Here is a 22,688-nt window from a genome sequence, read left to right as displayed (position 1 = left end):
ATGGACAATAGAAATAGTTTTCTTACTTTTATAACTGCTTGCATCCCCGGCGTTGGATATATGTATCATGGACTAATCAAAAAGGGTGTCCAAGTTTTATTCTTATATATGCTTATTGGACCTATTTTATCTTTTATAGGACTTGGTTTCTTATCTCATTTAATTAAAATTTGCATATGGTTTTATACTTTCTTCGATACATTTGCTGTTTCAAATAAAATAAAGCGCGGAGAATATGTACCTGATTCTGAATTTATTTTTAAGAATTACGTTAACACAGAAAATTCCTATAGCGTAACTCCTACATGGAACGAAAGAATTAACAGACAAGGTTGGGTAATATTAGGTTCTTTTTTAATTATTCTTGGAATCTTATCTATCTTAAATCAAGTTTTTATAGATAGCGATATTTATAAATATATCCGATCTTATGCTTCGCAATATTTTATTCCTATAATATTAATTGTCATAGGTATTTTTACTTTATTTAAGAAAAGAGACTAAAAATTGAATACCTTCCTCATGAAAACCCACTACCATCTGTAAGATGCTATTCAAGTCCCTTACAAATGGTAATGGGTTTTAAGGTGGATACAAGGGATATTCCCCCCTTGTCCGCAAAATTCAAAATAACTATCTCCTTAGGCAAATGAATTTGCTTTAGCTTTTCTAAATATTCTTGCATAAATTCCTTTGTCTTTATCTGATATCTAACCACTATAAAATTTCTATAGAATCTCCTGATCTAATCACTCCGCCTTGTATTATTCTTGTGAAGATTCCTTCTGTTGGCATAATACACGTACCAACTTGATTTTTTATAGCACAACCTTTATGGCATTCCTTTCCTATCTGTGTCACTTCCTGAATTGTTTCTCCTATTTTTAATCTTGTCCCAACAGGCAATTCATAAAGAACAATACCTTCAGTTGTTATATTTTCTGCAAATTTTCCAGCTTCTAAGCCATCTACTCCCATTTTAATCATTTTATCTATGCTTTCTTGGGATAATAAACTTACCTGTCTATGCCATTTTCCAGCATGAGCATCATCTTTTAAACCATGCTCTTCTATAAAAATTCCTTCCTTTATAGGTGTTTTTATAACACCTTTTTTTTCACTAATATTTATTGATAATACTTTAGCCATAATTTTATCTAAATCTCCCTTATGTATTCTCCGCTTTTTCCACCGGTTTTCTTTATTAATCGAACATTTTCTATTACCATATCCCTATCAACAGCTTTGCACATATCATATATAGTAAGAGCTGCAGTTGTTACAGCAGTTAATGCTTCCATTTCAACACCTGTTTTCCCAACTGTTGAAACTGTTGCTTCAATTTCTATTTCTTCCTCACCTATATTAAAATTTATATCAGACCCTGTTATAAAAATATTATGGCACATAGGGATTAAATCTGAGGTTTTTTTTACGCCCATTATTCCGCCAATTTGGGCAACTGATAAAACATCACCTTTTTTAATAAGACCATCTTTTATCAAATCTACAGTTTCCTTTTTCATTTTAATTGATCCTCTTGCAATAGCAACTCTCTTTGTCTCATCCTTTTCACTCACATTTACCATATGAGCTCTTCCTTTTTCATTAAAATGAGTAAATTCCATAAAATCAACCTCCAATTGCTGTCATTTCTCTATTAATATAATTTCCGTTCTCCAATTCATGTTCTTTTGGTTTGCTTTTAATAGTATCAGTAATTACTGCCTTAATATCTTTACCTTCTCTAATCAATTTCTTTAAATCCACCTCAGAGTTTGAGTGAAGACATGACTTTAGTTTTCCATCTGCTGTTAATCTTATTCTATTACAATTTCCGCAAAACTTACATGATATAGGATTAATAAGCCCGACCTTCCCCTTTGCGTTTTGAAGTTTATAATATCTTGCTGGAGAAGAAATATCTGCTGATTCTATTTCTATTAATTCTGGCATCTTTTCTAAAACTATATCATTAGAAACATATTTATTAGAGGACCAATGCTTTAAAGTACCTATTGGCATAAGTTCTATAAATCTTATTTCTATATCTTCATATCTTGTTAAATTTATAAAGTCTTCTATTTCATTTTCATTAAAGTCTTTTATTAAAACTACATTTAATTTAATTGGAGCAAGTCCACTCTTTTTAGCTGCTTCAATACCTTGAAGAACATCCCTTATCTTGCCTACCTTAGTTATCTGTGAATATTTTTCTTCATTTAAAGTATCTAAACTTATATTAAGTCTATTAAGACCTGCATTTTTTAAATCTTTAGCATAATCCTTTAAGAGAATTCCATTAGTAGTCATAGCTAAATCCTTAACTCCGCCTATTTTACCTATACCATCAATTAGCTTTAAAATATTTTTTCTTACTAAAGGCTCCCCTCCAGTTATCCTAACTTTATCTACACCTAATTCAACAAAGCTTTCAGTAATGGCTTCTATTTCTTCTAAAGTTAGAATCTCTTTATGCCACATCTTATCTATTCCTTTTTCAGGCATGCAATATTTGCATCTTAAATTACATAAATCTGTGACTGATATTCTCAAGTAATTTATCTTTCTGCCATACGAATCAAACATAATTTTCCTCCAGCTTATGGAACCTCAAAAAATAATCCAGTCAGATTCTTGTCTATTTTCTTTCAGTTCCATTATTTCTTACTATCCGGCACAATCAAATGAATAACAAGTCCGCTTGCAAGGATATTTGAGACTCGTTATTTATTTCCATGTGCTTACTTCTTATTTTTATTATCTAGATAAACAAGCATCCTCTTAGGCTTAACTGATAAACATATATTTGTTGAATCTAGAATCAATGTCTTTTCTAGAAATCAGATACATTTTTGTGAAACAGGCATTTGAAAATTAGCTGCAAAAAGTACTTAATGGAAGCTTGTTCCATATTAGCTTGTCACGCTGAAAGCGGGAGCATGCTAATGTAGGTGCATGCTTTCATTTAGTGCTTTCAGCGCAATTTTCATAGTCCTGTGGAATAAAAATGTATTTGATTTCTGTTAGTTATTACACAATTCTAGAGTCAAAGTTGTTTATCTATATATATTTCTAAATCCTCTTTTGAGTTAAGATTCATAAACATATCAAAAGAATAATCATATTTTTTCAAAACATTTTCTTCAATAAAAATAGGCTCTATAATATCAATTAATCCCGCTATAGATCTTCTATTAAGTGTTATAAGTTTTTCAATTTCAGGCAGTATATCTACAGAATAAAAAGCATTAAACGGCTCAAGTTTACCCTCTCTTTTAGCAACACAAGCATTTGCTTTACTATTTGTAAGCACTTTCTTAATATACTTAATATACTTTAAGTTTACATTAGGCATATCACAAGCTATAAAATATACATATTTGCTCTTACTTTCTTTAAGCCCACCATAAATTCCAGATAGAGGACCAATTTCTTTTATTTCATCGCTAATTATTCTTATTCCGTTTTCTGCTGTTTTATACTCTTCTGGCTTATTTGTGACAATAATTATGTCTTCAAATTCTTTACTTAGTTCATGAATTAACTTTTCCATAATTCTTACTTCATTAATTCTCAAAAACTGCTTATCAAAGCCCATTCGTGAACTTTTTCCACCTGCAAGTATTACTGCTGTTTTAAAAACATCTACATTCATACACTTATAATATATTTACTAAATTAGCTGCAGCATTTTTTCTCTTTTCCGAAATGTCTTCATCTATAATTTTAGATTCAACTAATCTTAATGCTTCTGTAGGACATACCTCTACGCAAGCAGGACCATTTTCTCTACCTATACATAAATCACATTTGTTTGCAACTAATCTTTCTTTATGTTCTAGCTTTCCGTCTTTATCACACATTAACCCCTTTTGAATAACTTTCTCTCCATCTTTATGTTCAACTATTATATCAATGGCACCAAAAGGACAAACTATTGTGCAAGATTTGCAGCCTATGCAAGTATCTTTATTTATTAACACTACTCCGTCTTTATTTATAATTGAACCATTTGGACATGCATTAGCACACGGAGCATTTTCACAATGTCTGCATTGAATTGGAGCACTTACATCTGCAGTTTTAATAACTTTTAAACGAGGATTAAAATTAACCTTATCCTTACTTTGTACAAGTATGTTTTCTTCACAATGTGCAACAACACATGCAGCCTCACAAGTTCTACATCCTATACATCTTTTTGGATTTGCTATAACAAAATTATTCATTTATATTTCCTCCTTCTTTCTCGAAACAAACTTTGTATGTAGTAGATGATGAGATTTTTCACCAAGAGGTTCTATTAAAAACTCTTCATATAATTTTTTTATAAAAGGATTTTCATGAGATTTTCTTATTTCAAGTTCAGAATCATGTTTATAGATACCTTTTTTTCTACTTACCAAAGCATTTCTTCTATCTATATTCAAGATAAACTTAGGTTGTCCACCACCACTTACACAACCTTCTGGGCAAGTCATAACTTCAATAAAGTCAAAGTCACATTTTCCTTCTTTTATATCTTCAAGTATTTGAACTACATTTTTCAGACCTGAGACCACTGCAACCTTTAATGTTATCTTTGGCAATTTCACATCTGCAACTCTAATGCCTTCACTGCCCCTTACAAAATTAAGTTCTAAATTAGGAATAGATTTCTTTGTAAGCATCTCATAGCCGCTTCTAAGTGCTGCTTCCATTACACCACCAGTTACTCCAAAAATATTACCAGCTCCAGTATAACTTCCAAGTGGTAAATCAAACTCTTCATCCTTTAAATTTTTAAAATCTATTTCATTATCTCTTATAAGCTGAGCAAATTCCCTTGTAGTAATAACTATATCTACATCCTTAAAACCACTATCCTGCATTTCTTCTCTATCACATTCAAACTGCTTACAAGTACATGGCATTATAGCTACATTATATATTTTCTTAGGATTAACCTTATCTATTTTAGCACCATAGGTTTTAAAAATTGTTCCAGCCATTTGTTGTGGTGATTTACAGCTTGAAAGATGATTTAAAAGCTCTGGATAGCTTTGTTCCATAAATTTCACCCAGGCAGGACAACAAGAAGTAAACATCGGCAATTTCCCACCTTCTGTTACCCTTTTTATAAGCTCGCTTCCTTCCTCCATTATGGTTAAATCCGCACCAAAGTTAGTATCGTAAACCCTGTTAAAGCCTAATCTTCGTAATGCTGCTGCCATTTTACCAGCTGTTAAACTGCCAGCTTTAAGTCCGAATTCTTCGCCTAAAGAAACCCTTATAGCTGGTGCACATTGAACTATAGTAAATAATTCTTCATTATTTAGAGCATCTTTCACCTTAGTTGCATTCCCTTTATTAAAGGCTGCAAACACTGGCTCCTTTACACTTTCAAGTAAGCCTCTATCTCTTCTTTTCTCTTCTATTACATGGCTGTTTTCTCTATTTTCAAACGCATAAGAATTACATACCTGTATACATTGTCCACAAGAAACACAAACATCATAATCAATTTCTTGAGGTTGTCCCACTTTACCTTGTATTGCATTTACAGGACAGACTTCAACACATTGCTGACAACCAGTACATAACTCTTTATCAATATTTACAAAACCAATATCCATAAACTAAATTCCTTTCTTTTATAAGTTTAAGTTACTTACTGCTCTTATGTTCCTTATTCTTTTTTCTTCTATGACATCGAATAATTTAAGAGCATTTTTAGGACATGCTTTTACACAAGCTGGTTCACCTTGTTCCTTACATAGATCACATTTATATGCAACCTTTGTTTCTTTCTCTTCTAATGCTTCTTCAAATAATTCCTTCTGCACATTTTGCATGACTGCTTTTCCAGCCTTATATTTAGTTCCCATTTCAATAGCTCCAAACGGACAAGCTACTGCACATGCTTTGCAACCTATGCAAATTTCTTCATCAATTATTATTGCATTATCTTCATTTTTAATTGCATTTATAGGACAGACCTTTGCACAAGGTGCATTTTCACAGTGTCTACATTGAACTGGAACTGTAAAGTCCTTCTCTTTAATAACATGTATTCTAGAAATTATTGGTGTTTGTATGTTTCCAACAGTGACTGATTCATTATGAGCCTTAAAGCAAGCTATTTCACAAGCCTTACACCCAACACACTTATTAGCATCTCCTACAATGAAAGAATTACAACTTTTCATATTAATTTCACTCCTTTGTACACTCAAGACACCCACAAGAAAATAATAGACCACCCAAACGCCGTATGACATAAAATAGCAAACATATTGATCTATTATTCCTGGGGTTTATACCTAATACTTATAGATATCCAAATTTAAACATATATTTATGTAGTATCTTCCCCAAATCATATATATACCCACAACTTAAATTTCACTTATATTTTGAAATATGCACATACCAGAAATGGCAGGTGCTCTTTTGTGTAGTGTTAAATTAGAGAACAAGTTGCTGGCATTTCTTCAGTAGAAGTTGTTCCATCTTTGCTTGTCCTGAAGCTTGTATTTAGGAGCATGCAGAAATTGTGCAACTTCTACTGTTTGAAATCCTCAACTTATTCTCAGTAACCGAAACAACGGAGTACCTGTCATTTCGGTAAATTATTTCATAATTCTATATCCATTAGCATATATATTCATTTTATTGCCTCTTACAAATCCGACCAATGTAATATTTAATCTTTTTGCAAGAGCCACTGAAAGGCTTGTAGGCGCTGATTTAGATATAATTATTGGTATTTCTAGCTTGGCCGCCTTTAATATCATTTCAAGAGAGACTCTTCCGCTAAGTATAACTGCTTTATCCTTAAGGAATATGCCTTTCATAAGTGATTCTCCAATAACCTTGTCCAAGGCATTATGTCTAGCTACATCTTCATACACTACAAGCATTTCATTGCTATCACATAATGCAACGCAGTGAACCCCTCCTGTGTTCTTAAAAACATCCGAATAATCTAAATTTGTTCTCATAAATTCGAATATCTTTTCAGTGTGCATTTTAGCATCACTTTCAACAGGTTTGCAGTTTAAGGAATCTAAGAAATTATCAATTCCATCAATTGATTGATCCTTTATACTTTCTAAATCAATTTTCTTAGAGAAAAAGCTTTCGCGAGCAGCATCTTTATTTTTAGTCTCAACCTCTGCAATTCCTTTTTCTTCATTTAAATTAAAAGATATTATATCTTCACTAGTATTTATCAAGCCTTCTGTTCTTAAAAAACCAACTGACAATGCTTTTAAGTTTTCTGGGCTACATAAAAGTGTAGCTAATTTTTTTCCATTAAGAAAAATTGTTAGTGGGTATTCTCTAACTAGAAGTTCATCTACATCTGCTTTAAAAATGCCGTCTTCTATTTTAAAAACTTTACATTCTAATGTTTTTTCCATTATTTATTTCTCCTTTGCGCACTTTAAAAATAATCTTATCCTCAATAAATTCAGCTATCTTATTCATATCATTGATATCTAATTGTTCTATGTCTAGATTTAGCTTTTCATCAGTAGCTACTGCTAAAAATTTCGTTCTATCCAAACTCTCATTTTCACATAGAAGCTTTTGATCTACTTCTTTTCTATGAACTTCTATTTTAGGGTATCCATTATTTTTATATCCCTCTATGATTACCAAATCCATACCTACAAATAGTTCTAGTATTTCTTCAAGATCTTTTTCTTCCTTTAGCTTTTCTATCATAGCTATTTTTTCTTTTGATGAAATAACCATTCTGTCCGCTCCAGCTTTTACAAATCTATAACTGTCTTTTCCCTCTTTATCAATTTCAAATTTGTGAGCATCATGTTTTAAGACTCCTATGTTATAGTTTTTTTCTTTTAATATAGGTATTAATGCTTCTATGAGCGTTGTCTTCCCTGTTCCAGATTTAGTTGCAACTATAGATATTACTTTAAGTTCATTTGATTTATTTAAAGATGAATTTTCCACTTAAAACTTCTCCTGCCTTTTTATATCCAATTCCTGCTGGCATTATTATTATTCCATTTGCCTTACTCATAGTAATTAACTGGTTAGAACTTTGAGATCCAACTTTATATGCATATAACTTTCCGTTCTCAGCTTTTATCTTTACATATATGTATTTACTTCTGCCTTCTTTTTCTTTAAAGTCTTCAGCTAATATAACTGGGAAAGTATTATCACGCTCCATGTTTTTACCAAGCATCTTTTCACAAGCTGGCTTTACGAATTCTTCAAAGGTAGTTATTGCAGATAATGGATTGCCTGGTAAGCTAAAAAATAGTTTTTTATCAATAACTGCAAAACTTATTGGCTTCCCTGGCTTTATAGCTACAGATTGAAATTTTATATCAGCATTTATTTCATTCAACACTTGTTCTACAAAATCAAAATCACCAACAGAAGCACCACCTGAAGTTATAACTATATCTGATTTTTCTAATGCTTCTTTAACTTTGCTTTTTAAAGTATCTTTTTTATCTTCAACAATTCCTAGGCATAAAGCTTCTAATCCTAAATTCTGAATTAATGCTTTTAGTGAATATTCATTGCTATTTCTTATTTGTCCAAACTTAGGAGTTTCATTTATATCTACAATTTCATCACCTGTTGTAAGTATTGATATTACTGGATCTCTATGAACCTTAATTTTGCTATAACCTAAAGAAGCTAAAACTCCAATTTCAGTTGGCCTAATCAGTGTTCCTTTCCTTAAAGCAATATCTCCTACTTTAATTTCTTCACCAAGTTTTATTACATTGCATCCATCTTTAACTTTCTCAGAAATATAAAGAGTATCTTCACGAACTTCTACTTTCTCAATTTGTATTACTGCATTTGCACCTTTAGGCACTGGTGCTCCTGTCATTATCTTCATTGCTTGCCCGTTTTTTAATTCTTTATCACTAAACTCCCCAGCTTTTATAAGATCAACTATCTCAAGCTTTATTGAAACTCCATCTTCATATAAATCAGTATCCTCACTTTTTATGGCATATCCATCCATTGCTGATTTATTAAATGGTGGAAGATTATCTCTAGAATATATATCTTCTGCTAGTACCTTATTTAAACAAGATAAAATATCCTTCTCTTCACATTCTAAGGCCTTAGATTCTTCCAAAATTATTCTTAAAGCTTCTTCTACACTAATCATTGCTGTTTCCTCCCTATAATGTTCACCTGATGGGCCCTATTTGGTAAACATATCTCATCATATGAAGTAAAATATACAAGCATACTTATCTATTTTTTGCTTGTGCCTTATCATTTTCTTTTAAATTCCTAATACTATTTTTCAGATGTTATTCTCATTTTCTTTCTTATGTTTTCATATTCAGTTATTATATATTCCTCAGCTGATTTTTGATCTTCGATTCTTTCAACCTTAATTGCACAATATTTAAATTCAGGAGTTTTTGAAATAGGATCAAGGCTATCATTAGTTAATTCATTACATGCACCAATCCACCATTGATATGTCATAAAAGTAGAACCCTTTTTAACTCTTTCAGTAATAAGTGCTCTTGATAGTACACTTCCTCTTCTAGACGTTATTCTTACAAGTTCTTGATCTTTTATATTTAACTCCTTTGCATCTTCAATACTCATTTGTATAAATCCTGGTTCATCTGCAAGCTTTTGAAGGGCACGACAATTTCCTGTCATTGTTCTTACTGAATAATGTCCGACTTCTCTTACAGTTGATAAACTTAAAGGATATTCTTCATCTGTTAATTCAACTGGTGGTCTCCATTCGCAAGCAAATAATCTTCCTTTACCGCTAGGAGTAGTAAATTTATTTCCTTCATATAAGTAAGAAGTTCCTTTGTGATCTTCTGTAGGACAAGGCCATCTAACAATTCCTTGTTCTTCAATCTTTTTATAACTTGCTCCTGCAAACTTAGGACATAGACTTCTCATTTCATCCCATATTTCTTCTGTATTTTTATAATTCATTGGGTAACCCATAGCTGTTGCTACTGCACTTATTATTTCCCAATCAGTTTTTACATCCCCTAAAGGTTCTACTGCTTTTCTTATTCTTTGGAATCCTCTATCTGCTGAACTATAAACTCCATCATGTTCCCCCCAAGAAGTTGAAGGTAAAATAACATCTGCATGAAGAGCTGTTTTATTCATAAATATGTCTTGTACCACTATGAATTCAATTTTATCTAAAGCTTCTCTAAGTTCTGCTGCATTTGGATCACTTTGAACTGGATCTTCTCCAAATATATAGTAGGCTTTTATTTTATCTTCCTTAAGAACTAACTCAGGCACTTGAGTTAAGAAGTATCCATTTTTATCTGAAAGTTCAACACCCCAAGCCTTTTCAAATTTTTCTTGTACTTTCTTATCTGTTACAAGTTGATATCCTGGATAATTATTAGGGATTGTCCCCATATCACAAGTTCCTTGTACATTATTTTGTCCACGAACTGGTCCAATTCCTACATTAGGTCTTGCAAAATTTCCTGTTAAGAGGGCAATAGATGCGAGGCCCCTTACTACATCAACAGCTTGTGAGAATTGGCAAACTCCCATGCCATATAATATTGTGGCATTTTTAGCCTTTGCATAAGTTCTCATTGCTTTTCTTATATAGTCAGCTTTTACACCTGTTATTTTTTCAGCATATTCTGGAGTATATTTTTCTACTTCTGCTTTATACTTTTCAAAGTCTTCAGTATATTTTTCTACATAATCATGATCATATAAATTTTCATTTATTAACACATTTCCAAAGGCATTAACTAGAGCCATATTAGTTCCACCCTTTAGTTGAAGCCATAAATCAGATAATCTTACAACATCTGTTTTTCTAGGATCTGTCACAATTACTTTTGCACCCTTTTCTTTAGCCTTGACTATTCTTCTTGCGACTATTGGATGAGTTTCTGCTGGATTATATCCAAATACAAATAAAACGTCTGAATCTTCAATTTCTGGAATCGAATTTGACATTGCACCATCACCTAGTGAATAAGTAAGTCCTGCAACAGATGGTCCATGGCATACTCTAGCACAATGATCTATATTGTTAGTTCCAATAACTGCTCTCATAAATTTTTGCATTACATAGTTTGGTTCATTTCCTGGACCTCTAGCTGAGCCTGTCCCCATAATTGCATCAGGTCCATATTTAGCTTTTATCTTCATAAGGTTTTCCGCTGTAAATTTAATAGCTTCATCCCATGAAACTTCCTCTAATTCTCCATTTTTTCTTATCATAGGTTTTTTAATTCTAGAAGTTAATATTTGAGGATCATTTAAGAAATCCCAACCATAATATCCTTTTAAACATAATTTTCCTTCATTATTATCACCATTTGCAGGTTCCGCTCTTACAATTTTTCCATCCTTAACTACTAGATATAAATTGCACCCACTTCCACAATAAGGACACACCGTTAACACTTTCTTTTCCATATTCTAATACACTCCTTTTTAGGCATAATCAAAAAATAATAAATCATCATATGCCTTAATTATTCAATCACTAAATCAAATATTATCTAAAAAAAACAAAAAACCAGTACAAAGACTGTTTGTTTCAACGGTCCTTAGTACTGGTTTATTTAAAAGCTAAAACATAAACTCGGCACTATCAAAAAATAACAAGTAAGTATACTAGTATATTTTCTTTCTAGTGCCTAATATTTTTCTTTTCAATCCAACCTTAATTTATTAACTTTTTTAATTTTAATCTATTAATTTTATTGTTATAACAACTGTTCTATTATCATTTTCTATATTACAAATTTTCCAGCTATAAGTAAAGTCTTTTTTTAATATTTCTTTCACTTCCTGAAGGAAATTTTTTTCAAGATGAGGCTTCATTATCTTCCAATAATCTGCTACCATATTGACAGCACCTTCATTAACCAAAATTTCACTAAGATTTGAAAGTATCCCTTTTATCTGTAAAGTTATTGTATCAGAGGAGTCAATCCTTACTTTAACATATTCTGGCCCTCTGCCTCTATAATGTTTTATAATTTTAACTGTAACTTTTTTAATTTGCTCTTGCAATTCAAGATTTATAGCACTCATTTTCTATTTAAATCTCCTATTTTATTAACAAAATCCAGTTCTATAAATTCTACCTTGTTGCAATATTTTAGTCAACTCTGAATATTAATGAAATTTTTCATTTAAAGCTTTATTTCGACATATTTCTAATTAATTATCACTTATCTTAAGTCTTTCATTTTTTCTTCAAGAAGCTTATAATTGATATTATTAATTTCATATATAATTAAACTATAGTATAATATTTAAATTCAAATGTTTATTAATATAAATTTTCCCTCAGGAGGTAAATATAAAATGATAAGTACAGCTATACTAACTATAAGTGATAAAGGCTACAACAATCAACGAGAAGATCTAACTGGTCCAGCTATAAAAGATATTCTACCAAGTGATAAGTTTTCTGTAGACTATTATAAAATAATCCCTGATGAAGTTGAAATGATAAAAGAAGAACTAATATATCTTTGTGATTCCTTAGGTATTAATATGATCTTAACAAATGGTGGAACAGGTTTTTCAAAAAGAGATGTTACTCCAGAAGCCACAACAAGTGTTATAGAAAAACTAGTTCCTGGTATCCCTGAAGCAATGAGAAGTGCTTCGCTAAAAATAACTCCTAAAGCTATGCTTTCAAGAGCCGTTAGCGGAATTAGAAAAAGTACCTTAATAGTAAATTTACCTGGAAGTCCCAAAGGTGCTGTAGAAAATTTAGAGGTTATATTACCAGCTCTTCCTCATGGAATTGATATTCTAACAGGTGAAGCTTCTGAATGCAGTAGATAATATTGAATTTAGATTTATGCGCTAATACATCAAAAGTAGAAACATTATTATTTTGCAGGACTATGAAAATTTCTCTGAAAGTACTACATTGTACAGCGGTGCAATAGCAAAACTATGTTATAAAATAGAACACCCACGAAGATCCTAATTTTAGATTTTCGTGGGTATTGTCATATTTTTAAATTTTAAATTTAAGTACCTCTTGTTTTAATTTTTCAGAACTTGTTTTAGCTTTTAATGCCTCCTCTAATACATCATTAGATTGAGTAATTATATTTCCGACTTTATTTGCTATATCTGAAACTCCCCTTGCACCTTCATTAGATGCATCTGCTACATTTTCTATGGTTTCTAGTATATTTTCTACAGATAATAAAAGTTCTTTCGAAGTTATACCTAACTCTGAGGAAAATTCTTTATAATATAACGCATCATTATTATATTCATGACTTGCGTTAACTAAAGTTTCGTAATCTTTTAATATTCTGTTTTCCATGAAACTAAGCATATTATTAGAATTATTAGTTAGATCTTCAACCGAAGATAATATAATTGACGTTGTATTTTGCATCTTATTTATAGTTTCATTGGATTGTTCTGCCAACCTTCTTATTTCTTCTGCTACTACGCTAAATCCTTTGCCAGCTTCTCCAGCTCTTGCTGCCTCTATTGCTGCATTAAGTGCAAGTAAGTTAATCTGCGAAGTTATTTGAAGTATAGATTCCGATAAGACATTTATTTTCTCCACAGCTTTGGCTTTTTCAACAGATTGCTTCAATTTAATACCTGTTTCTTTAAACACTTTTTCAGTTTCCTTTTGATTATCTTTTGAAGTTCCCATAATATTTTTAGCTTTTTCACTTACTTGATTTGATTTCTTTTCAATGTATTGCGATTTTTCAGCTATAGAATTAACTATAATTCCTATTTCCTTTGAAGTTCTTGACATCTCTTCTGCAGATACTGCGCTCTCTTCTATACTCGCTGAAATTTCTTCTGTAATTGCTGAAACTTCTTCTACATCATTATTTAGATATTTCACTTTATCATTTACTGTATCATTAACAGTATTCATATCTTTAGATACAATTGCTACATCGTTTATCAGAGCTTTTAAAGAATTCTGAACCTTATATATTGATATAGCTATATCCTCAATCTCATCCTTTGTTCTTATATTTATATTACTAGTTAAATCACCATCACTCATTTTACCTAAGACACTTTGTATTTTTACAATATTATTACTTAATTTCTTAGAGTATAAATAAATCATAACAAAAGCTAAAATACTCACAATAACTATTGTTAGAATTGTTGCTTTTAGCAACGCACTTCTCATTCCTTCAAACATACTTGAGTCTACATCTACACCAGCAATAGCTATAATCTTTCCTTCTGAATTTTTAATTGGTGCATAAGCAGAAATAAACGTACCATACTCATCTGTAAACGATTCATTTGTTACTACAACTTTATCATTAAAAGCTTCTTTCATCACGCTATCCATAGTATAGTCTTCTAAAAATTCAGATGCATCTACTGAAACATCAACTAAAAACTTAGCCTGTGTTCCTTGAACTCTTTCAAGTGTATAAAAATTCCTTGCAACGCTTTTTGATTTAGCTAAACTCATTGATTTCAATATATCTTGATATTCTACACTGTCATCTGATTGTTCTTTTATAAGCTTTTCAAGCTTGTCTCCATCAATAGAAACAGTTAAATCTGAAATACATTGAGTAACTGTTTGCCTAAGTTCCTTTTTAAATTTTTCAAACATAATCAGATTTACTGAAACTAAGATTATGGCTATAGATGATAAAATAACCAACATCATTCCTAATATTTTCTTCCCAAATTTACTCATACTCCACCCCTAAAATATTGTTCTTTATATAATTTTTATAAATAATAAAGGCCAATTTAAACTAATCAAAAAAGAACCTATTAGTTTAAATTGGTCGACTGCACAGATAGCTCGAAGTTCTTAAAATATCCACATAAAAAGAATTCTTCATAGCTCTCAATTACTATATTTCATTAATAATTGTCATTTTTTTAATATATATGTCATATTATCATATAGATATTAAAAAATCAATAATCTAAATATATTTTTGTTAATTTTCCAAAAATAGTTTAAATATAATCTAAAGTTCATAATTTTTAACTAAAAATCTTCAAAGCACAAAAATACCCCCACGAAAATCCAAAGTTTAGATTTTCGTGGGGGTTATGGTTGAGGTGAAATGTGACCTTTGAAATCCAACACTGAATTTAATCTCATTCTAATCCCCAATATATTGCATATTAATGCCTTTATTTATAAAATCAACTTTTCGTTATTTATAAATGTATATATTACTTTCCAAATACCTGCTTCTTCAACTTAATTCCTGTTTCTGTGATAGCAAGACCTCCTAAAGCGGTTTCTCTAAACTCAGATGGCATTTTCTTTCCTATTTTATACATTGCTTCAACAGTATCATCAAAAGGTATTTTACTAATTACTCCAGCCATAACCATATCTGCTGTTGTCAGAGCACTAATTGCTCCTGCTACATTTCTCTTAGCACAAGGAACTTCTACAAGTCCTGCTATAGGATCACACACTAATCCTAATATATTTTTAAATACTATAGCAGCTGCATTCAAAGCCTGCTCTGGTGTACCCCTCATCATAGCTGCTGCTGATCCACACTCAGCTTGACATCCGCCTTCAGCCCCTGACATTGTAGCATTCTTTGCAATTATTATGCCTATACCAGTAGCTGTAAATAGTGCTTTTACCATCTCATCTTCTGTTAAACTTAATTTTTCTCCTACACTTATTATTAGCTGGAATTATTCCACAAGAACCCGCTGTAGGAGCCGCTACTATATTGCCCATAGAAGCATTTACTTCTGATGAAGAAAGAGCTCTTGCCATAGCTGTAACCATAAAGTCCCCCGTTAATGTTTTTCCTTCTTTTAAATATTTATTTAATTTATACGCATCTCCGCCTATTATACCGCTTATTGATATAATTTCATTATTTAATCCAATTTCTGTTGAAGACTTCATTACTTGCAAGTTTTTTCTCATTTTTTCAAAAACCTGCTCATAAGTCGAACCAGCCGTCTTTGCCTCTTCTTCTAGTGTATATTCACAAATGCTTATATGTCTCTTATTGCAAACTTCTAATAGTTCATATCCATAATTAACCATAACTTATATTTCCTCTCGTACAGGATTTATAGCCTTAACTTTTTTTACATTAGGTATATTATTTATTTCATTAATTACATCTTGAGATATAGAATCATCTACTTCGAATATCATTGCTGCAGATGAACCTTTACCACTCTTTCTATAAACTCTCATAAACGCAATATTTATCTTGTACTCAAATAATACAGCCGTTATTTTAGCCACCATTCCCGCCACATCAGTATGATTTATTAATATAGTAGGATATATTCCTGTAAACTCCAACTTATCTCCGTCTACCTCTGTAACTAATATGTTTCCTCCACCAATTGAAGATCCTACCACTTGCACAGTTTTTCCATTCTTTTTATTCATTACAATCTTAACCGTATTAGGGTGTACATCTCCAAGATTAGTTGGGATAAACTTTATTTCAATGTCTTCTTTTTGTGCCAGCTCCATTGAATATCTTAAATTTTTATCCCATGGATTCATTCCTAATATCCCTGCTATCAAAGCTTTATCTGTACCATGTCCCTTATATGTTGTGGCAAATGACCCATGAAGAAAAAACTCTACTGTTTTTATGCCCTCTCCAGCTATTGTTCTCGCAACTTTACCAAGCCTAGCTGCACCGGCGGTATGAGAACTTGATGGTCCTACCATTATGGGTCCAACAATATCGAAAGCACTATATTCTCTCAATTTATAACACCAACCTTCTTAATTATATGTGTATATATTGCAATAATAAAATTTCCTTTAAGAAATGCGCATTATAAATTTTCACTTAGATAGTTCCATTAAATCTTAATACTATTTCTGCAAATATACTTGCCAATAAAAATGTGCCTGTATATACAAGTAATGAAACTATAACTATTCTAATTCCTAATTTTTTAAACGTATTTATATCTTTTCCAACTGATAAACCAGCATATGTTAATACTGGAGTTGTAAGTGCCATAAAATTAATTTTATCTGTAAATTGAGATATCGTTTCATGACCTGGGAAAATTGGTGACGTTAAAAGTAATGCTAAAACTGAAACCCAAATAACTGTTGGTGATTCTACTTTTATTGGTATAATCTTACTAAGCCATACCCCTACTAAAGCTATAATAATAAGAATTATCATTCCTAAAATTGAATCAATTGGGCTCACCTTAAAAGATATCCAATTTCCAATTAACGTTATTCCCCCTATAATAGTCAATATTAAAGCATTATTTTTCATAACTTGCACCTCCTTGGTTATCTAAGTTTTTTTTCTTTCTTCTGCCAATTCTCGGTTCAAGCCAGTTATAAAACCTTTCTGCTAATGGAAGTGATATAAATGCACATATAAATGTACCTAATATTGTAGTAGCCAAATTAGCTGCACCAGAGAATACAAGTATGTCATCCTTAAAATCTGGGAATAAAACAATTAATGCTCCTGCTGCTGCTGCCATTGTGCTCCCTGAGCCAACCCCTGCTCCCATAGCTAGTGCTAAAGGACTAAAAAATCCTGTTCCGCCTAAAATACTAGCTAAAAGTCCTAGATAAATTGCACCAAATAGTGTTCCAAAAATATAAACTCCAATTGCTCCTTTACTTTCTTCAGATTCAGGTCCAAATTTTTCATATATAATTGCCAGGTTATTTTCACGATCTATTGAATATGTAGCTCCTATAGTTTCTCTCTTCATGCCTAATAAAACAGCAATCGGAAGCGCTATTATTATAGTACCAATAAAATGCCCAATTTCTTGGAATAAAAGTGCCCATCCTTCCTGAAATACTTTCACAATAGATGGTCCAAGCATTGTTCCCAATTTAGAAACTATCAATATAAATGAAACGCCTAATACATTTGCTGACTTAGTCATTTCTTTTTCTTTTAAGATTCTTAATGAAGGAAGGCTCATAATCCCGCCTAAAACTAGAGCATACAACATTGGAAATAATGCTATAACTCCAAAACCAACATTTAATTTTTTAGCCCCAATAAATTCTGCAATAATCACTAGACATAGTGCTATTATGTGAATTTTTACATTAGTTAATTTATATTTATTCATATTTTTTGCCCCTCTCGAAATATTTTTTATAAATTATAAAATAACTTTTCTCATTGCTATATTAATCAGATATTTTAATGCTATATTAAGTGATTCTTCGTCAATTGTGAAACGAGGATTATGGTTTGGATATATTATTCCTTTTTCATCATTTTTTGCACCAACTAGTACGAAACACCCTGGTACTTCATTTGAAAATGCTGAGAAATCTTCACTTCCCATCATTGGTCCAGTTTTTCTTAATGTATCTTTTCCAAATGTTTCAGCTATAGTTTCTTCTACAAATTTTCTAATTTCATCATTGTTCTTTATCATGTCATATCCATTATTATATTCAAATTTATATTTAGCACCATGTGCATCACAAATTCCTTTAATAATTTGTTCCATAAAAACCGGCATTTTCTCACGTATTTCATCTTTAAATGTGCGCACAGAGCCTTCTAATTCTACTTCATTAGGTATAATGTTATATGCATATCCTGCATGAAATTGTGTCACTGACAGCACAACTTTTTCATTTGTACTAATTTTACGTGAAATAATGTGTTGTAAGTTACTTACAATTTCTGAACTTATAAGAATTGGATCTATTGTATCCTCTGGCATTGATGAGTGTCCACCTTTACCTATAACCTTTATTTTAAACGCATCATTTCCTGATGAAGCCACACCTTCAGCAACATCTATTTTTCCAACTGGAACATGGGTCATAATATGCATAGCATAAACTTCATCCACTCCATTCATTACACCTGCTTCAACCATCTCATGAGCACCTCCTGGTGGGAGCTCTTCAGCATGTTGAAATATAAAACGAAGTTCCCCTTTTAATTCCTGCTTAAAATTGCTCATTACTTTTGCCACTCCAAGAAGCACAGATGCATGTCCATCATGCCCACAAGCATGCATAACTCCTGATTTCTTCGATTTATATTCGAAATCATTTTCTTCTTGAATTGGCAAAGCATCAATATCAGCACGGATAGCTATTACTTTCCCTGGATTATCTCCAATTAGACGCGCCATAATGCTTGTTTTAGTTGGATGTGAAATTATCATGTTTCCAAAAGACACTAACTTGTCATAAATAAATTTTGATGTTTCAGTTTCTTCAAAAGACAATTCTGGATTTTCATGAAAATATCTTCGCCATGTAACAACTTCGCTTTTTACATCTTCTATAATCTGATCTATGCTCTCTTTTTGCTCCATAATTATTCCTCCATTTCTATTTACGGTATATTTAAGGAAATTTTCCTTTTATGACATTATACTTAATAGTTTCATACACTTCAAGCCATTTTTAATGAATATGTATTTTTTTAGTGTTTTCTTTGAATAATAACTAATTTAATACTATTTTCTTTAAAAAATAATTATTTTTTAACTTTTTTCTTATTTAATAAATAATTATAAACAAAAAGACTATTTTAAACTGCAAATTAGTTTTAAAATAGTCTTTTTAATAAATAAATTACTATACTTTTTTTCTTAATATATGTTTTCTTAAACAGTAGATAGCTAATTCAACTTATATCATGGCTTAATTATGCTCATATTCAATAGCTATTTTGATATGTAATTTATATACCATAATTACTTAAATCAATTTATAAAGTTTACTTGGTCTTCCTCGAGTTGAAAAATCCTCTTCACCAACACACAATACTAATCCTATCTTACATAGTTCTGATACAATCCGCCTAGAGTTACGCTCTGTCATTTGTAAATTATTAGCTATATCTCTAGTTGTAAATTGGCCCCATCCCATTTTTTGATTTAATGCATATATTTTTTTATATGTTTTAACACTTATATTTCCTGATTTCAACTTATCAATTAATTCCGAATCGCTAGTTCTTGGGAAATACGCTAATTCTTCTTCTTTCTCATCATACTCAATTATTAATCCATTTTCCTGAATAATAACAATATCACTTCCTGATTTTTCTTTTGATTGCTGCATAGCATTGTATGCATTAACTTCTGCTGATAATACAGTTTCCCCATATCCAATTCCAACATCGACATTTGAATCAGCCTCCACTGATAATTGAAGAATTGTATTCTTTAACGTTGAAATCTCATCTTCAATTGCACCACGGGTACTGATAATAACATATCTTCCATTTCCTCGTTCAGATAAAGATCCATCAATTTTTTCGCACAATCCTATAATAATATCCTTTAACCTCAATTCTAAGCGTTGCAAGTAATATGTTGATTTCACTTTATTGATTACTTTATCAAAATTTTCAACCTGAATCATTTCAACTCCAATTTGTGCCCCTTTAAAATAAGAAGATCTAAGATTTTCCACTACTATTTCAATAGCTTTCCTAGTCTCTAAACGGCTGGTTGTTAACCAAGATGCTGGAACTCCTACTCTCTTCAACTCTTCAGTTATAGACGGTAAACAAGAAATTCCTCCTTCTGTTTTTCCTTGTTTCCATAAATTCATATGAAATTCCAATAGCTCTTCTGATTTAGTTTGTGAATCCATATATTTTACATAAATATTCTTTGGTGGATTGTCTAATTGTTTGAGCGTATTATCTAAAGGATACATATCTTTGGGTAAGTCAATACTAAAACTATTTAAAGTTCCATTTTGTTCATAAATAAAATCTAGCATTGCTTTAAATAGACCAGATTCTGTAGCTGTTATATAAAATGTGTTTTTATCAGACTCTAATGCCTCTTTGGCAACCAAATATACAACTGGTCCAGAAAACAGCCATGCATTAACCTTATAATTATTATCCAAAATAAGTTCTTTAATCTCACTAGTGCTTTCATATGGATATGGAATAAATTCAAAATTTGTTTTCATTTCCTTAGCAACACTTAATATTCGTTCAACTGATTGCCTAGGTCCCATTACACCAATTTTATTCACTTTTAATTTCCTGCTTTCTAAATATATTTAAACATATTAATTAATTGTAATTTCTCTTTAATAACATTTTGAAAATCTTAATCTTATTTCTAACTTGTTAAAGCCACCTTTTTACATAGAACTTATACGTCTCATAGAGGTATTTTAACAGAAAACTCTGCAATGAACCAGTTTTGTTTAAATTTTCAAGTGTCATTCTTACAAACTCATGGTTACTATATCAATAACAAGTTTATTTTAAAGGATTGCGGATTATCAGATAATTATTATGTGTATAAAATGGCTAGAAGAGGTCGTGGAGATTGTGTAGGCATTATCCCTTATAGTACAGGAAATCCAAAAGGGGCATGCTATGGAGTTGATAATTATCAAGAAACATTAGTTGGTCCAGCACCTTATGATGTCATTTGGAATCAGGCTATTTTATTTAGGAAAAAGAACCAACATTAAATAGTAATAAAAAAGTTAGAATTGTAGATTAATCTGCATTTCTAACTTTTTTAGTGAGATTGCCTCCTATTTCGTGCAAAATGGAGGGCAATTTTCACTTATCTTTACAGTTTACAAATCCTGTTTAAAAAGCTTTCTCTGCTTATATCTTCCAAACTTTCAGAAATCAAATATTTAAGCCATAACCCATTCTTTTATATACTTCTTATCTTGAATCTTAAATAACTTCATTTATTATATCTATCAGTTTAAGCAAGATGCTAGAATCCCCGCTCCGAGCAATCCTGCATCATCACCTATTTTAGCCAATTTAATATTTACATTAATATTGTTAAATACTCTTAACTTAACTTCATTAATTAATTTTTCTAAGTAATTAGAATTGTTTAATATAACTGATCCGCCAAGTACTACAACTTCTGGATCTACTATAGTTATTATATTAGCAATTGCTTTAGATAAATTTACAGACCACTCATTTAAAACCTCCATGCAATTTACTTCCCCATCCTTAGCTCTGTCAAAAACATCTTTGGCCGTGAGTTCCTGTCCTAACTTCTTACTTGCAATTCTAGAAATACTTACTCCACTACACTGCCCTTCTAATCCCCCAGCGTTTAAGCCCGCATGTCTATATTCATCTTCATTTATTATCATGTTGCATACTTCCCCAGCTATATTATTAAAGCCATTAATTATCTCATTTTTATAAACAAATCCGCCACCTACTCCTGTTGATAGAGTAATATAATATACACTTTCAGCATTTTTAGCTGCTCCTATCTTAGCTTCACAATATCCAGCTACATTTGCATCATTATTTACAGTTGTAGGTAATTTAAAACGCTCTTCAAAGTATTTTTTTATTTCAAATCCTTCCCATCCTTTTAAATTAGGCGGATTAATTATTACTCCATTTCTTATATCTAAAGGACCTGGACACGCCACACCAATAGCCTGAATGTTATATGTATTCCACTTTTCCCTAATTATTTTTATTAAATTATCTACATTATACTTCGCACCTTTTTCAACGATATTATCTATTTTAAATTTATCTATTAAATTATATTCATTATCTAAAATAGCGGCTCTTAAGTTGGTACCTCCTATATCAATTCCTAAATAATAATTCATCTTGACCTCCTAAAATATTAACAAAACTATTTGATTAAATAAAAGCTTCTATGATATTTTTTTAATTGCGTGCTTACTTAAAATTGTTATTTCTTATTCGTTCTAAACTTTTTATAAGCTTATTTTA

The 22,688-nt window shown here is 31.0% G+C and carries 22 protein-coding genes and 1 pseudogene; 3 read left to right on the top strand and 20 right to left on the bottom strand.

The genetic code is table 11. From position 1 onward, the window contains the following. The gene (locus L1S46_RS12760) at positions 1-504 is read left to right on the top strand and encodes a hypothetical protein (protein WP_238900185.1); all 504 of its coding nucleotides are present in this window, start codon (positions 1-3) and stop codon (positions 502-504) included. Positions 505-717: 213 nt separating this feature from the next. On the opposite strand, the gene L1S46_RS12755 is transcribed toward L1S46_RS12760, so the two are convergent. The 12 genes from L1S46_RS12755 to L1S46_RS12700 form a co-directional block, all read right to left on the bottom strand. Continuing rightward, positions 718-1,149, bottom strand: coding sequence for an MOSC domain-containing protein (locus tag L1S46_RS12755; protein WP_238900184.1), 432 nt, complete (start codon positions 1,147-1,149; stop codon positions 718-720). A gap of 8 nt (positions 1,150-1,157) precedes the next feature. Then, a complete protein-coding gene (gene moaC, locus L1S46_RS12750; protein WP_238900183.1) occupies positions 1,158-1,628 on the bottom strand; it encodes a cyclic pyranopterin monophosphate synthase MoaC in 471 nt (156 codons plus the stop codon). 4 nt (positions 1,629-1,632) lie between these two features. Beyond that, positions 1,633-2,589: a GTP 3',8-cyclase MoaA gene (moaA, locus tag L1S46_RS12745; protein ID WP_238900182.1), complete on the bottom strand. Its 957-nt coding sequence runs from the start codon at positions 2,587-2,589 to the stop codon at positions 1,633-1,635. Positions 2,590-3,049: 460 nt separating this feature from the next. After that, positions 3,050-3,658, bottom strand: a complete 609-nt coding sequence (locus L1S46_RS12740) for a molybdenum cofactor guanylyltransferase (RefSeq protein WP_238900181.1) — start codon at positions 3,656-3,658, stop codon at positions 3,050-3,052. Between the two features lie 4 nt (positions 3,659-3,662). Then, positions 3,663-4,232 (bottom strand): 4Fe-4S dicluster domain-containing protein, encoded by a 570-nt coding sequence (locus tag L1S46_RS12735; protein WP_238900180.1) that lies wholly within the window; start codon positions 4,230-4,232, stop codon positions 3,663-3,665. Beyond that, the gene (locus L1S46_RS12730; RefSeq protein ID WP_238900179.1) at positions 4,233-5,618 is read right to left on the bottom strand and encodes a [FeFe] hydrogenase, group A; all 1,386 of its coding nucleotides are present in this window, start codon (positions 5,616-5,618) and stop codon (positions 4,233-4,235) included. Between the two features lie 18 nt (positions 5,619-5,636). After that, a complete protein-coding gene (locus L1S46_RS12725; RefSeq protein ID WP_238859760.1) occupies positions 5,637-6,191 on the bottom strand; it encodes a 4Fe-4S dicluster domain-containing protein in 555 nt (184 codons plus the stop codon). 423 nt (positions 6,192-6,614) lie between these two features. Next, positions 6,615-7,406, bottom strand: coding sequence for a formate dehydrogenase accessory sulfurtransferase FdhD (gene fdhD / locus L1S46_RS12720; RefSeq protein WP_012059963.1), 792 nt, complete (start codon positions 7,404-7,406; stop codon positions 6,615-6,617). Continuing rightward, entirely contained in the window at positions 7,384-7,962 is a 579-nt protein-coding gene (gene mobB, locus L1S46_RS12715) for a molybdopterin-guanine dinucleotide biosynthesis protein B (RefSeq protein ID WP_238900178.1), read from the bottom strand. The genes fdhD and mobB overlap by 23 nt, the downstream gene beginning before the upstream one ends. Then, positions 7,940-9,151, bottom strand: coding sequence for a gephyrin-like molybdotransferase Glp (glp, locus tag L1S46_RS12710; protein ID WP_238900177.1), 1,212 nt, complete (start codon positions 9,149-9,151; stop codon positions 7,940-7,942). The genes mobB and glp overlap by 23 nt, the downstream gene beginning before the upstream one ends. 134 nt (positions 9,152-9,285) lie before the next feature. Then, positions 9,286-11,427 carry a formate dehydrogenase subunit alpha gene (gene fdhF / locus L1S46_RS12705; protein WP_238900176.1) on the bottom strand — a complete coding sequence of 714 codons (2,142 nt, stop codon included), beginning with the start codon at positions 11,425-11,427 and terminating at the stop codon, positions 9,286-9,288. Positions 11,428-11,700: 273 nt separating this feature from the next. After that, positions 11,701-12,051, bottom strand: a complete 351-nt coding sequence (locus L1S46_RS12700) for a Na-translocating system protein MpsC family protein (RefSeq protein ID WP_238859746.1) — start codon at positions 12,049-12,051, stop codon at positions 11,701-11,703. Positions 12,052-12,327: 276 nt separating this feature from the next. Between L1S46_RS12700 and L1S46_RS12695 the strand changes: the two genes are divergently transcribed. Further along, the gene (locus L1S46_RS12695; protein ID WP_012059968.1) at positions 12,328-12,816 is read left to right on the top strand and encodes a MogA/MoaB family molybdenum cofactor biosynthesis protein; all 489 of its coding nucleotides are present in this window, start codon (positions 12,328-12,330) and stop codon (positions 12,814-12,816) included. A 178-nt stretch (positions 12,817-12,994) separates the two neighbouring features. On the opposite strand, the gene L1S46_RS12690 is transcribed toward L1S46_RS12695, so the two are convergent. From L1S46_RS12690 to L1S46_RS12660, 7 genes and pseudogenes are all read right to left on the bottom strand, one after another. Further along, complete coding sequence (locus tag L1S46_RS12690) at positions 12,995-14,686, bottom strand: methyl-accepting chemotaxis protein (protein ID WP_238900175.1); 1,692 nt, start codon at positions 14,684-14,686, stop codon at positions 12,995-12,997. Positions 14,687-15,180: 494 nt separating this feature from the next. Continuing rightward, a pseudogene (gene sdaAA, locus L1S46_RS12685) lies at positions 15,181-16,027 on the bottom strand (L-serine ammonia-lyase, iron-sulfur-dependent, subunit alpha). Positions 16,028-16,030: 3 nt separating this feature from the next. Then, positions 16,031-16,714, bottom strand: coding sequence for an L-serine ammonia-lyase, iron-sulfur-dependent subunit beta (gene sdaAB / locus L1S46_RS12680; RefSeq protein WP_238900174.1), 684 nt, complete (start codon positions 16,712-16,714; stop codon positions 16,031-16,033). Positions 16,715-16,799: 85 nt separating this feature from the next. After that, a complete protein-coding gene (locus L1S46_RS12675; protein WP_238900173.1) occupies positions 16,800-17,246 on the bottom strand; it encodes a hypothetical protein in 447 nt (148 codons plus the stop codon). Then, positions 17,236-18,072, bottom strand: coding sequence for a DUF3100 domain-containing protein (locus L1S46_RS12670; RefSeq protein ID WP_238900172.1), 837 nt, complete (start codon positions 18,070-18,072; stop codon positions 17,236-17,238). The genes L1S46_RS12675 and L1S46_RS12670 overlap by 11 nt, the downstream gene beginning before the upstream one ends. 33 nt (positions 18,073-18,105) lie before the next feature. After that, on the bottom strand, positions 18,106-19,287 hold the full coding sequence (locus tag L1S46_RS12665; protein ID WP_238900171.1) for an amidohydrolase: 1,182 nt from the start codon (positions 19,285-19,287) through the stop codon (positions 18,106-18,108). A gap of 388 nt (positions 19,288-19,675) precedes the next feature. Continuing rightward, a complete protein-coding gene (locus tag L1S46_RS12660) occupies positions 19,676-20,974 on the bottom strand; it encodes a hypothetical protein (protein WP_238900170.1) in 1,299 nt (432 codons plus the stop codon). A gap of 162 nt (positions 20,975-21,136) precedes the next feature. Between L1S46_RS12660 and L1S46_RS12655 the strand changes: the two genes are divergently transcribed. Further along, complete coding sequence (locus tag L1S46_RS12655; RefSeq protein WP_238900169.1) at positions 21,137-21,424, top strand: hypothetical protein; 288 nt, start codon at positions 21,137-21,139, stop codon at positions 21,422-21,424. Between the two features lie 243 nt (positions 21,425-21,667). Here the strand turns inward: L1S46_RS12655 and L1S46_RS12650 are convergent, their stop codons facing one another. After that, the gene (locus L1S46_RS12650) at positions 21,668-22,561 is read right to left on the bottom strand and encodes an ROK family protein (protein ID WP_238900168.1); all 894 of its coding nucleotides are present in this window, start codon (positions 22,559-22,561) and stop codon (positions 21,668-21,670) included. Positions 22,562-22,688 lie beyond the last annotated feature (127 nt).

It is taken from the genome of Clostridium sp. YIM B02500, from assembly GCF_022324665.1.
Taxonomy (GTDB): domain Bacteria; phylum Bacillota; class Clostridia; order Clostridiales; family Clostridiaceae; genus Clostridium; species Clostridium beijerinckii.
This window is presented reverse-complemented; position numbering and strand designations above follow the sequence as displayed.